At 61.2% G+C, this 12,292-nt stretch carries 11 protein-coding genes; all 11 read right to left on the reverse strand.

Annotated elements, in window-relative coordinates:
- Positions 1-36: 36 nt before the first annotated feature.
- The 11 genes from yjiA to SSARUM_RS02500 all read right to left on the reverse strand — a co-directional run bounded on the left by yjiA (position 37) and on the right by SSARUM_RS02500 (position 12,277).
- Positions 37-999, reverse strand: coding sequence for a GTPase (gene yjiA / locus SSARUM_RS02450; RefSeq protein WP_060430815.1), 963 nt, complete (start codon positions 997-999; stop codon positions 37-39).
- Between the two features lie 21 nt (positions 1,000-1,020).
- Positions 1,021-1,224, reverse strand: coding sequence for a YbdD/YjiX family protein (locus SSARUM_RS02455; protein ID WP_004953088.1), 204 nt, complete (start codon positions 1,222-1,224; stop codon positions 1,021-1,023).
- A 288-nt stretch (positions 1,225-1,512) separates the two neighbouring features.
- Positions 1,513-3,693, reverse strand: a complete 2,181-nt coding sequence (locus SSARUM_RS02460; RefSeq protein ID WP_060430817.1) for a carbon starvation CstA family protein — start codon at positions 3,691-3,693, stop codon at positions 1,513-1,515.
- 261 nt (positions 3,694-3,954) lie between these two features.
- Positions 3,955-4,839: a LysR family transcriptional regulator gene (locus tag SSARUM_RS02465; protein WP_039567600.1), complete on the reverse strand. Its 885-nt coding sequence runs from the start codon at positions 4,837-4,839 to the stop codon at positions 3,955-3,957.
- A 27-nt stretch (positions 4,840-4,866) separates the two neighbouring features.
- Positions 4,867-5,559, reverse strand: a complete 693-nt coding sequence (locus SSARUM_RS02470; protein ID WP_282494157.1) for an MgtC/SapB family protein — start codon at positions 5,557-5,559, stop codon at positions 4,867-4,869.
- 112 nt (positions 5,560-5,671) lie between these two features.
- Complete coding sequence (locus SSARUM_RS02475) at positions 5,672-6,451, reverse strand: ABC transporter ATP-binding protein (RefSeq protein ID WP_060430820.1); 780 nt, start codon at positions 6,449-6,451, stop codon at positions 5,672-5,674.
- A 585-nt stretch (positions 6,452-7,036) separates the two neighbouring features.
- Positions 7,037-8,119 (reverse strand): porin, encoded by a 1,083-nt coding sequence (locus tag SSARUM_RS02480; protein ID WP_060430822.1) that lies wholly within the window; start codon positions 8,117-8,119, stop codon positions 7,037-7,039.
- A gap of 32 nt (positions 8,120-8,151) precedes the next feature.
- Positions 8,152-8,943, reverse strand: a complete 792-nt coding sequence (locus SSARUM_RS02485; protein ID WP_060430824.1) for an ABC transporter ATP-binding protein — start codon at positions 8,941-8,943, stop codon at positions 8,152-8,154.
- 15 nt (positions 8,944-8,958) lie between these two features.
- Complete coding sequence (locus SSARUM_RS02490; RefSeq protein ID WP_086556823.1) at positions 8,959-10,485, reverse strand: ABC transporter permease subunit; 1,527 nt, start codon at positions 10,483-10,485, stop codon at positions 8,959-8,961.
- A 679-nt stretch (positions 10,486-11,164) separates the two neighbouring features.
- Positions 11,165-11,854 (reverse strand): trehalose-6-phosphate synthase, encoded by a 690-nt coding sequence (locus tag SSARUM_RS02495; RefSeq protein WP_060430826.1) that lies wholly within the window; start codon positions 11,852-11,854, stop codon positions 11,165-11,167.
- Between the two features lie 12 nt (positions 11,855-11,866).
- Positions 11,867-12,277: a GNAT family N-acetyltransferase gene (locus SSARUM_RS02500; protein ID WP_060430828.1), complete on the reverse strand. Its 411-nt coding sequence runs from the start codon at positions 12,275-12,277 to the stop codon at positions 11,867-11,869.
- Positions 12,278-12,292: the final 15 nt, after the last annotated feature.

Here is a 12,292-nt window from a genome sequence, read left to right on the forward strand (position 1 = left end):
GGATAGGGGCCGCGTTGGTCTGGGGAATGGTTTATCTTACCCCAACCCCCCAATCCTTCCACGAATCTCCTCCTCCGGCAGATCCACACCAATAAATACCAAAGTGCTCCGACGTTCCTCACCAGGCAGCCACTCCCGATCCCAGTCGGCGTTATACAGCCGCTGCACGCCCTGGAACAGCAGGCGGCGCGGCTCGTCTTCGATGGACAGAATGCCTTTGTAGCGCAGCAGGTTGTCGGCGTATTCCAGCAGCAGGCCTTCCATCACTTCGGAGATTTGCATCAGCGGCAGCGGCCGTTCCAGCGTCACCACGATCGAGCGGATGTCGCTCTGCGGCTGCGGGATGCGGTGGAACAGCGGGGCGGGCGGCGTCAGATTCAGCTTGTCGTTCAGCGTAAAGCCTTCGATGTCGAACAGCACGCTCAGATCGATATCGCCGTGCGTCACCTGGTAGAGCGGCGCGCGGGCGTTCATCCGCTGCAGCCGTTGGATCAGCGCCTCGCAGTCCGGCGCCACGTCGGTTTTGGTCAACAGGATGCGGTCGGCGTAGCCCACCTGCGCCTGGGCGATGCTGAACTGGCTCAGCTGCTGCTCGGCGTGCGCCGCGTCCACCAGGGTGATGATGCCGTCCAGCAGGAAGCGCTCGCACAGGATCTCGTGCGAGAAAAAGGTCTGGGTAATCGGGCCGGGATCGGCCATGCCGGTGCATTCGATGATCAGCCGATCGAACGTCAGCTGGCCGCTGTCGACGCCGTCCAGCAGATCCAGCAGCGCGTCCGCCAATTCGTTGGACTTGCTGCAGCAGATGCAGCCGTTGCTCAACGTGGTGATGCGGCTGGCGCGATCGCCGATCAGCGCGTCGTCGATCGGCACTTCGCCGAACTCGTTCTCGATGACCGCGATTTTATAGCCGTGTTCGGCGTTCAGGATGTGGCGCAGTAGGGTGGTTTTGCCGGCGCCCAAAAAGCCGGTCAGGATGGTGACTGCAATGGGTTTCATACGGGTCCTTGTGACTGCGGGTTAACAGCAGCGCATGCCGCCTTTGCCGTCGCCGCCGTAGCGCGCTTGCTGGCGCTCGCGGAAAAATTCTTTATAGGTCATCACCGGCTTGTCCGGGTGGTTGTCTTTCATGTGCTGGACGTAGGTATCGTAGTCAGGCACGCCCACCAACATGCGCGCCGCCTGCCCGAGGTACTTTCCCGCCTGGCCAAGATTTCCGAACATAGTTTCTTACTCCCAAATACCCTGCTTACCCTTCGTCTTTCGAACCGCAGCGGTGTTGGCTGCACTCCCGAACCCCAGTCACTTACTTGAGTAAGCTCCTGGGGATTAATGAGCCTCATCCCTGAGGCTCACCCTTTGGGCCAGCGTAAACGCTGTTCAAATCGGTTCCCTACCGATTTGTCGCTCACTTGCCGCCTTGCTGCGGCCCGAAATCCTTTGGGTACCGGTTAACTTTCATGTCGGTACTGCATAACTGATTTTATTATGCAGGGTATCCGTTAAATCACATCAATGCTGGGTCGAAACTTTGACCTCCCCCTCAGTTACGCCGTCGGCGGGCGCGGCCTGCGGCACCGGCACGTAAGGCGTTTCCTGGTCGGTGCGTTTCGGGTTCTTGTGCGCCGCCATCGCGGTTTTCACCCCGTAGAAGATGATGCTGTACACCACCAGCAGGAACAGAATGCTCAGCCCGGCGTTGGTGTAGTTGTTCACCACGATGTGGTTCATGTTGGCGATCTGCTGGGCGCTCAGCTCGGCGCCGCCTTCGGCGATTTTGCGTTTGTATTCGCCGGCCAGGAAGAAGAAGCCTTCCAGCTGCGGGTTGTCGCTGAACAGCTTCAGGCCCAGCGCGTAGGTGGTGCAGATCAGCAGCCACACCGCCGGCAGCACGGTCACCCAGATGTATTGGGTGCGCTTCATCTTAATCAGCACCACGGTGCCCAGCACCAGCGCCACGGCGGCCAGCATCTGGTTGGAGATGCCGAACAGCGGCCACAGGCTCTTCACGCCGCCGAGCGGATCCACCACGCCCTGATACAGCAGGTAGCCCCACAGCCCAACGCAGCCGGCGGTGCCGACGATGCCGGCCACCAGCGAGTCGGTTTTCTTCAGGAACGGCACGAAGTTGCCCAGCAGATCCTGCAGCATAAAGCGGCCGGAACGGGTGCCGGCGTCGAGCGCGGTCAGGATGAACAGCGCCTCGAACAGAATGCCGAAGTGATACCAGAAGCCCATGTTGGCGCCCGGAATGATCTGGTGGAACACGTGGGCGATGCCCACCGCCAGCGTTGGCGCGCCGCCGGCGCGGTTCAGCACCGAAGGTTCGCCGATGTCGGTGGCGGTCTGCAGGATCTGTTCCGGGCTGATGACGAAGCCCCAGGAGCTGACCGCCGCCGCCGCGTGCACGGTGACGTCTTTCAGCGAAGCCATGATCATCGGCGCGTCTTCGGTGCCCAGGCGGTGCAGATCCGGCATGGTGATGCCCAGCGCCGCCGGCGGGGTGTTCATGGCGAAGTACAGGCCCGGCTCGATGATAGAAGCCGCCACCAGCGCCATGATGGCGACGAAGGACTCCATCAGCATCGCGCCGTAGCCGATAAAGCGCGCGTCGGTCTCATTGGCCAACAGCTTCGGCGTGGTGCCGGAGGCGATCAGCGCATGGAAGCCGGAGACCGCGCCGCAGGCGATGGTGATGAACAGGAACGGGAACAGGGTACCTTTCCACACCGGGCCGGTGCCGTCGACGAACTGGGTGACCGCCGGCATTTTCAGCTCAGGGTTGAGGATTACGATGCCGATCGCCAGCCCGACGATCACGCCGATTTTCAGGAAGGTGGCCAAGTAGTCGCGCGGCGCCAGAATCAGCCACACCGGCAGCAGGGCGGAGACAAAGGCGTAGCCGATCAGCGTGAAGGTGATGGTGGTGTCTTTAAAGGTCAGCGCCGGGCCCCAGTACGGGTCGTGCGCCACCACGCCGCCGAACCAGATGGCGGCCACCAGCAGCACGATGCCGATGACTGACACTTCACCCACGCGGCCGGGGCGCAGGTAGCGCATGTAGATGCCCATAAACAGCGCGATTGGCACGGTGGAGCAGACGGTGAACACGCCCCACGGGCTTTCCGCCAGCGCTTTCACCACGATCAGCGCCAGCACCGCCAGGATGATGATCATGATCAGGAAGCAGCCGAACAGCGCGATGGTGCCCGGTATCGGCCCCATCTCTTTTTTGATGATCTCACCGAGCGAGGCGCCGTTGCGGCGCGAGGAGATGAACAGCACCATAAAGTCCTGCACCGCCCCCGCCAGCACCACGCCGCCCAGCAGCCACAGCGTGCCGGGCAGGTAGCCGACCTGCGCGGCCAGCACCGGCCCCACCAACGGCCCGGCGCCGGCGATGGCGGCGAAGTGGTGGCCGAACAGCACGTTCTTGTTGGTCGGCACGTAGTTCAGGCCGTCGTTGTTGACTACCGCCGGGGTGGCGCGGCCGGCGTCCAGCTTCATCACCTTGGTGGCGATGTACAGGCTGTAGTAGCGGTAGGCCACCAGATACACCGCCACCGAAGCGACGACGATCCACAGCGCGCTGATGTGTTCACCGCGGCGCAGCGCCACCACGCCGAGGCAGGCTGCGCCGAGTATCCCCAGCAGCATCCACGGAATGTGCTTTAAAATCCCCTCTCGTTTCATGAGGTATCCTTAATTCCAGTCTGCAAAATATGAATGAACTCATCCGCTTGTAAGAGATGTCAGAGTGGCGCGGTGAGCCGTAGCGTCTTTCCCGAGGTAAGGCGGGTTTAGGAACAGCTCATCATCGCCGGGGGTAAGGGGGGAAGACAGGCGTATTTCGGTCAGCGGTCAGATCCGCCGGGTGAACGGTTGGATTGGCGGGGTAAGCGGTTGGCGGCCTGGAGAAGAGATTCGGCCGCCGGCGGGCGACGGCCTGTCTCCTCAGGCCGTCTGCATGGCCTGCAGCAGGTGGATAAACGCGGCGCTGAGCGGCGGCGTCGCCGGCTCATGGCGGGTAAAGACGTAAAAGCGCGCGCTGATGTCGATCTCTTGCGTCGGGATTTTCTGCAGGTGCAGCTGCGGGGCGTAATGTGCGACCACCCGATCGCTCAGCAGCGCGATATAGCCCTGCTGCCTGACCAGGCACCAGGTCGCCAGAAAGGAGTCGGTCTCGACGATCTGGCCGTGCGGCGTGTAGCGTTCGGCGATCTCGCGGATGGCGGCATGCCCCACCGAGCAGGAGCGCGGCACCACCCATTTGGCCTCGGCCGGCGGCTGCCCGGCTGCGGTAAGATCGCCTCCCTGATAGAGCGAGAAGCGCTCGCTTTTCAGCGCCTGCATGGCCAGATCGGCGCCGCCCGCCGCGCCGTTCAGGCTGCTGACCGCCAAATCCAGCTCGCAGTTTCGCAGCCGGGCCAGCAGGCCTTCCGGGCCGTCCTCCACCACCGTCACCCGGGTATGCGGGTAGCGGCGGTTGAAGCCTTCGAGCACCTGAGGCAGATAGCAAAGCAGCGGATCGACGCTCATCCCCACCCGCAGGCGCTTCTCGCCGTCAGCGCTCAGGCCGCGCAGTTCGTCAAACGCGTTGAGCAACTGATTGGTGGCGGCGTCTATCCGCCGGTAAAACAGCTCGCCGACCGCCGTCAGGCGCACGCCGCGGTTGCTGCGCTCCAGCAGCCGCGCACCGATGGTCATTTCCAGCTCTTTCAGCACCCGGCTGAGCGTCGGCTGCGAGATGGCCAGCTTTTTCGCGGCCTCGTGCAAGCTTCCACAGTGGACAATGTCCTTGAACATCGTCAGATGCGCCAGCTTTGGCATGGTTTTCATGGTTGATCTCCCTGGAAGTGAAAGGCATCAGCCGGAGCCGGCGATGCGGCTGTAATAGGCCTGCTTCATCATGCTGTCGTTCAGCAATTTATTGATGGTCTGGTCGAGCACCGGCGTGGTGACGGAGGCCGGCATCAGCGTGGCGGTGATCTCCACGTCGTCGTCGCCGAAGGGTTCGATATCCAGATGCGAGATAAAGCAGTTTTCCCCTTGCAGCACCTGTTTGAATTTGGCCAGCGCCTCACGCTGCTCATGCTCGAAGGCAATGACGCAAATCTGGTAGGTAGACTCGCCGTTAACGTCATTGAAGGGCTGTTTGTTGACCATATTGACCAGCGGGCGCAACAGGGTGTTGGCGGCGAGCACAAACAGCGTGGCAGCCAGCGCATCACCGTACAGGCCGCAGCCGGCGCAGGCGCCGACCGCTGCGGAGCCCCAGAGCGTGGCGGCGGTATTCAGGCCGCGGATGTTCATCCCTTCCTTCATGATGGCCCCAGCGCCGAGAAAGCCGACGCCGGAGACCACGTAGGAGATGACGCGCACCGCGCCGCCGCTGCCGTCGATGGTCATGGCCAGATGGACGAAGATCGCCGCGCTGGTGGCCACCAGCGTGTTGGTGCACAGCCCGGCGGTGCGCTGGCGGAACTGTCTTTCGTAGCCGATGGCGGCGCCCAGGACGGACGCGGTCAGCAGCGTCAGCAGTGTATGAATGAAATGCATGATAATAACTCGATGTATTATCCGCTTATCATGAGCCACCCGTGGCGGGGTAACTCTTGATAAACAGGTAGTTAAGTTGGCGGGGTTCCGTCCCGCCAGGCCAGGGCGGCGCTCAGTGCGCGGCGGCGATCTGCCGGCTGAGCGTCTCGCTGATTTTGTCCGTCAGCGGCTGCATCCCCTCGCGGGTGCGCGCCTCGCGGCGCTGCGTGATGTGATAGCAGCCGTCGAGGGTGCCGGCGCCCAGCAGGAGGATGCGGTCAGACATCATCACCGCCTCCTCTACGCTGTGGGTGACCAGCACGATGGAGCGGGTTTTGATTTGGCGCGTGCTCCAGATGCGCAGCAGATCGCTGCGCAGGTGTTCGCCGGTATAGACGTCCAGCGCGGAAAAGGGCTCGTCCAGCAACAGCAGCATCGGTTCTACCGCCAGCGCGCGCGCGAAGCCGACCCGCTGGCGCATGCCGCCGGAAAGCTCGCGCGGGTAAGCGTCGCGGTAGGGCGTGAGCCCGACCAGATCGAGCATTTTCAGCGTCTGGGCTTCGACCACCTGAGGCGGCAGATCCTGCGCCTGCAGCCCGAAGGCGATATTTTGGTAAACGTTCAGCCACGGGAAAATGGCGAAGGTCTGGAACACCATGTTGATCTGCGGATTCGGCCCCGAGACTTTTTTATCCCCCAGCATCACGGTGCCCAGATCCGGCGCGATCAGGCCGGAAAGCATGCGCAGCAGGGTGGATTTACCCGAGCCGGACTGCCCCAAAATGCTGACGACCTCGTTGTCGTAAAGGCGCAAATTGATTTCATTCAGCAACAGACGTTTTTCTTTACCGGTAGGCTGAACGCTTTTGCTGACGTTATTGACCGTCAGCAGCGTGGTTTTTTTTACCAACATGATCTGTCTCCACCCAATTAAAAATATGAGCATGGAAAAAGGGCCGATATTTATCGCCGGACAGGCGTAAAATAAATGCGGGTGCAAATAAGCCTGACCGTTATCGGACTGTTAATACGCTTATGCTGGAGGGGTTAGCCCATCGGGCGTGCCGGTGCGGCATGCGCGCAGGCCAGAGGCTGAAGGGTAAAGCGAAGGGATGCTATAACTGACTCATATCCTGACACTTTCAGGATGCAATGGGATGACTATTGCTCCTGTGACCTCAGCGATTCCAACAATAAAATAAACAACCAACTGTCGCCGTCCATATCATTCTCCCGTTATTTTTCGTGTGGCCATAATACGCGTGCCATAGCCTGTTATTCAATGTGGTTACGCCGAATTATGGCGGCAAAATGTAATTTAATATGAATGCGGGAAAGATTTTCTTTATTCATTAAACGGGGCGTAAACGGAAGGCGCGAGAATGAATATAGGCATCATTTTATGGAAATATAAACCTGAATTAAACGAGAGAATAAGAGGCCAGCGGAAAGTCACATAATAAACCGGCCGGAGAGCGCCCTCCGGCCGGGATGAGGATCAGAACTGATACATGATGCCGGTTTCGACGATGTCGTCGGCGCCGGCGCCGACGGCGTTCTGCCGTTGCAGCAGGTTGAGTTTGTACTCTACGTAGGTCGACATGTTGGCGTTGAAGCTGTAATTCAGCGCCAGATCCAGGTATTTGACCAGATCGGCGTTGCCAATGCCGGGCAGGTTGCGGCCGCGCGTTTGCAGGTAGGCCACCGAGGGCGTGACGCCGGAATCGAAGTGATACTGCGCGACCGCCTCAATAGCGTCCGCGCGGGGGGCGAAGCCGGCGTAGCGATCGCCGTCGACGTAGGTCATGTTCTCGGTGCGCGCGTAGCTTGCCGCCAGGTAGAGGTTGTCCTGGTCGTATTTCAGCCCCAGCGTCCAGGCCCGGGCGCGATCGCCGTCAGCCAGGCCGAAGCGCTGTTGCGCCAGCGTGCGCGCAGAGTTGGCGTAAGCGGCGCCAACGTTGAGCCCCACGCCGGTGTCGTAGGTGGCGGAAAAGGCGTAGCCATCGCCGTTTTGCGTCTGGATATCCTTCGCCCGTTGAGCGTCGTCCCCCCGATTCTTCCCCTGATATTGCAGGCCGAGATCCAGGCCGTCGACCAGACCACCCAGGCTGCGGCTGTGGTAGGTCAGCAGGCCGTTGGCGCGGCCGGTCATAAAGTTGTCGGCCGCTTCGTAGCTGTCGTTGCCGAATTCAGGCAGCACGTCCGTCCAGCCGGCCACGTCATACAGCAGGCCGTAGTTGCGGCCGTAATCCAGGCTGCCCCAGTGGCCGAACGTCAATCCGGCGAAGCCCAGGCGGGTATAGCTGTCGCCCGGCCCGGCGCTTTCCGGCTGATTAAGCCCTGCCTGATATTCCCATTGGCCATACCCCGTCAGCGCGTCGCCGATCTGCGTCTCGCCTTTGAAACCGAAGCGGGTATAGGAGCGGTCGCCGTTATTGCCGGCGTCGCTGCTGAAGTAATGCACGCCGTTCAGTTGGCCGTACAGATCCAGTTTATTGCCGTCTTTATTGACGATTTCCGCGCCGGTGGCGGCCGCCGGCAGCAGGATGACCAGCGTCATCAGCACGCTTTTATGGTTCATTTCAGTTCCCCAAGTGGATGAAAACAGGGCCGTTAACCGGCCGATTGCGCTTGCGCGATTTTTTTGTACAGGCAGCTGCGGATCCGATCGGTGAGGTGCCGCAGGCTGTCCCGGCTGCGCGCCGCACGCGGGATATTGACGCTGAACTCGTCGTCGATCCGTTTGCTGGTCGCGTCCAGGATCAGCACCCGATCGGACATCAGCACCGCTTCTTCGACGTCGTGTGTCACCATCACCATGGCGCGCGTGCGCAGCCGGTTGTCTCCCCACAGCGCCAGCAGGTCGCCCCGCAGTTTTTGCGCGGTAAAGATATCGAGGGCGGAGAAGGGTTCGTCCAGCAGCAAGAGATCGGGCTCTACCGCCAACGCCCGGGCGAAGCCCACCCGTTGACGCATGCCGCCCGAGAGCTCGCGCGGCCAGGCGTGCTCATAGCCGGTCAGGCCCACCAGGCGCAGCAGCGCTCCCAGCCGCTCGGCGATCGTCTGCGGCGGCAGCCGTTGCGCCAGCAGGCCGAAGGCGATGTTGTCGTACACCGTTAGCCAGGGATAGAGCGCGTAGGACTGAAACACCATGCCGACGTTGGCGCTCGGGCCGTCGACCGGTTTGCCCGCCAGCGTGAGCGTGCCGCTGTCCGGTGGGATCAGCCCGGCCAGCATGCGCAGCAGCGTGGACTTGCCCGAGCCGGATTGCCCCAGAATGGTGACGAACTCGCCGGCGTGCACGGTCAGCGTCACGTCGCGCAGCACGGGTTTGGGGCGCTTGTTTTCGCCGATAAACGTCTTGTTCAGCCGGCTGGCGCTGATAATTACCTCTTGAGTCAGCATGTTGTTCCCCCTTGCTCAGTCATATTTGAATTTGGTTTCCGCGATGCGATACAGCGGTTGCCAGACGAAGATGATGCACAGCGCCACCAGCGCGCACATGGCGGCGCAGCCCAGCGCGGACTCCGGGTTCTTGCCGGCGTCGGTGACGACGGAAATAAACGCGCCCAGCCCGGTGGCGCTGAGGGTGGTGCTGCCCCACTGGATCACCTCGGCGGCGATGGCGCTGTTCCAGGCGCCGCCGGCGGCGGAGATGATGCCCGTCACGATGTAGGGGAAAATCGCCGGCAGCATGTAGTAGCGCCACCAGCGGAAGCGGCGCAGCCCGAAGGTTTCGCTGACCTCGGTGATCTGCGTTGGAATGGCGGATACGCCGGCGATCACGTTAAACAACACGTACCACTGGGTGCCCAGCATGATCATCGGGATGGCCCACCAGCCGAGATCCTGATGATAAATGGCGATGAAGGCGGCGATCAGCGGGTAGAAAATGTTGGGCGGAATGGCCGCCAGGATCTGGATGATCGGCTGGAAGATCTTCACCAGCCGCGGATTCATGCCGATCCACACCCCCAGCGGCGTGAAGATCGCCACGCTGAGCAGCATGGCCGCGGCCACGCGCGCGGTGGTGAGCAGCATCCATTCCGGCAGCATGGCGAAGTACTGTTTGGGGAAGTATTCCCACAGCCGGTAACCGAACCAGACGCAGGCCAGCACCACGCCGAGATACCACAGGCTGCGCCACAGCCAGTTCCCCTTGGCGGCGAGCCTGAACAGGCGGTGCAGGCCGAGGGCGTACCACAGCCGCGGCAGCTTGAACAGCCACAGGTCAGCCAGCGCGCGCAGCGTGTGGCCCAGCGCCGCGCCGACGTGCGAAAAGGCCAGACTGTTGTAGAACCACGGATTGCCGAGCGGCCGGCTGGCGGTGACGTCTTCGTATTTGAAGCGCGCGGTATAGCGCACCAGCGGGCGGAAAACCAGCTGATCGAGCAGCACGATGTTCGCGGCCAGCGCGACGATCGCATACAGGATCGCCGGCACGTTCTGCTGCGCCAGCGCTTCGGCGATGTAGGAGCCGACGCCGGGCAGTTCGACCGAGCGATCGCCGACCGGAATGGCTTCGGAGGCCACCAGGGCGAACCAGGCGGCGGATTGCGACACCATGGCGTTCCACAGCAGGCCCGGCACCGAATAGATGAACTCCAGCCGCCAGAAGCGTTGCCACGGGTTGTAATTGAAGCTGCGGGCGGCTTCATCCAGCTCCTTGGGCACGATGCGCAGCGTCTGATACAGCGTCAGCATCATGTTCCAGGCCTGGCCGGTAAACACCGCGAAGATGGCGGTGCACTCCAGCCCCATCACGCTGTGCGGGTAGAGGTTGAGAAAATACACGGTCGTGAAGGTCAGGAACCCTACCAGCGGCACCGACTCCATAAAGTTGACGAAGGGCAGGATCACCCGGCGCAGTGGCGTATAGCGTGCGGCCAGCACGGCGAATACTACAGAAAACAGCAGCGACCAGGCCATGCCGAGGAGAAAGCGCATGCTGGTTCTGAGCGAATAATAAAGCAGGTTCCAGGCATCAAGACTAATGGCAGAGACGTTTTGTTCATTGAAGTCACCGTGCATGTCACCCCAGGCACGAATAAAAAAGGCAATGAAAAAAACACCGATGGCGATAACGATAAAGTCATTTAAATAAGACTTTCTGAAAACAGATGTACCCCGGTTATTTTGCATAACGCAATACCTTATTTTTCCCATAAGAAATCCGTCGGCGCTCGGGGAATATGCCCGGCGACACCAGATAAATACCGCCGTAGCGGTTGAGACAGACGTTGTTTTCGCAGCGGGGCGATGGGTGGGCCGGCAGAGTGGGAAAGGCCGTCAGAAGGGGAGCGGTTGCCGCATTCCGTGTCTTTCAGAATGCAACCTGGATGGCATTACTGAAAGACGCCCAATAGCATTAGCGTAAAACTAAAACTTTCATCGCCCATGGGGCCCTCCTCGGTTTAAATATGGCAGGGAAAGGGTAATGTTTTTCGCCAATAAAAAGCAATTGGCGCCGCGCGGTTTTTACGGTTGATGTGTAACAGGATAAATATTCATTTTTTAATCGCTATATCCGGAAAATAAAATAACGCATTGTGGTGGCGATAAAGACGGAAAAAATAAATCGCGGCGAAATAAAACGGCGCGCCTGAAGGGTGCGCGCCGCCGTAAATCAATAAACCTGCCTGCCGTTGATGCCGGCGGGGAAAATGCCGGTGGCGAAAATATGCCCGTTGGCCTGGATCTGGTCGTCGGGCAGCATCTCCAGCGGGAACTCGCCCGCCAGGCAGTTGAGAAAGGCATTGCGATCGTCGGTGGTGGTAAAGCCAATCAGATCGTAGAACAGCAGCGACGCGATCAGCTGGCGATGTTCCGGGATGCGCCGCAGCAGCGCCGCCGACGGGAACGGCAGGTGGAAGAAAAACGCGCAGGCGTTAAGCAGCCCTTGCTCCTTCAGCGCCTGGGCGCAGGGCAGCAGCTGGTAGTCGTCGATGCAGACGATGTCGCCGGGGCACAGGTGCTCGCAGGCGATATCGGCAAACCGGCGGTTCAGCTGCCGATAGGCGCGGTAGTTTTCCGGCGTGAAGTGCGCCTTCTCCGGCTGGTTGTGGAACACCGGCCACAGGCCGTCGTGGTAATAGCCCTGATAGTGGCGGCGAAACTCCTCGATCGACAGCGGAAAGGTCACCTGATCGTAACCGGCGCGCTGCCGGCAGCTGATCGGGCGCTGCGCGAAATTCTGCACGTCGCCGTTCCAGCCGAGCCACAGCCCCGGTTCGGCATCGGTCGCCAGCGTCTGGCCGGCGCAGGCCAGATCCTTACCGTCGCACTGCTTGTTGGAAATCAGCACTAAACGAGACATGGGGTCTCCTCATCAGTGAAGGGCGCGCAGGGCGTGTGCCGAACTATCGGCGCGCCAGGGTGCTTGCAGGGCGGGCAGCGTGACGCGCAGGCCGCGCAAGGCCGGATGCGCCAGGCAGCAGCGCGTCAGCCAGCTTCCCAACCCGACGCCGCGGTATTCGGCGCTGACGAACAGTTCGCTCACCGAGGCGAAGGTGGCGTAATCGGTCACCATGCGGGCGAAGCCGAGCAGGTGGCGCTTGCGGTACAGGCCAAAGCACAGGCCGTGGTGCACCAGGCGCTCGGCCGCCGCCCGATCCGGCAAGCTGAGAAAACGTTGGATCGCATCGATATCCAACAACTGCCGATCGGTGCTGATATGAAAAACGCCTTTGCGCCAGCAGAGCAGCGGCTGCACGGGCGCCCGTTGCGGTTGCATATTCATGATTATCCTTAGGTT

It is taken from the genome of Serratia sarumanii (assembly GCF_029962605.1).
GTDB classification, from domain to species: domain Bacteria; phylum Pseudomonadota; class Gammaproteobacteria; order Enterobacterales; family Enterobacteriaceae; genus Serratia; species Serratia sarumanii.

Coding starts and splice junctions, on each gene's coding strand:
- yjiA (WP_060430815.1), bottom strand. CDS start 999: ATGAAACCCATTGCAGTCACCATCCTGACCGGCTTTTTGGGCGCCGGC.
- SSARUM_RS02455 (WP_004953088.1), bottom strand. CDS start 1,224: ATGTTCGGAAATCTTGGCCAGGCGGGAAAGTACCTCGGGCAGGCGGCG.
- SSARUM_RS02460 (WP_060430817.1), bottom strand. CDS start 3,693: ATGAAACGAGAGGGGATTTTAAAGCACATTCCGTGGATGCTGCTGGGG.
- SSARUM_RS02465 (WP_039567600.1), bottom strand. CDS start 4,839: ATGAAAACCATGCCAAAGCTGGCGCATCTGACGATGTTCAAGGACATT.
- SSARUM_RS02470 (WP_282494157.1), bottom strand. CDS start 5,559: ATGCATTTCATTCATACACTGCTGACGCTGCTGACCGCGTCCGTCCTG.
- SSARUM_RS02475 (WP_060430820.1), bottom strand. CDS start 6,451: ATGTTGGTAAAAAAAACCACGCTGCTGACGGTCAATAACGTCAGCAAA.
- SSARUM_RS02480 (WP_060430822.1), bottom strand. CDS start 8,119: ATGAACCATAAAAGCGTGCTGATGACGCTGGTCATCCTGCTGCCGGCG.
- SSARUM_RS02485 (WP_060430824.1), bottom strand. CDS start 8,943: ATGCTGACTCAAGAGGTAATTATCAGCGCCAGCCGGCTGAACAAGACG.
- SSARUM_RS02490 (WP_086556823.1), bottom strand. CDS start 10,485: ATGCGCTTTCTCCTCGGCATGGCCTGGTCGCTGCTGTTTTCTGTAGTA.
- SSARUM_RS02495 (WP_060430826.1), bottom strand. CDS start 11,854: ATGTCTCGTTTAGTGCTGATTTCCAACAAGCAGTGCGACGGTAAGGAT.
- SSARUM_RS02500 (WP_060430828.1), bottom strand. CDS start 12,277: ATGAATATGCAACCGCAACGGGCGCCCGTGCAGCCGCTGCTCTGCTGG.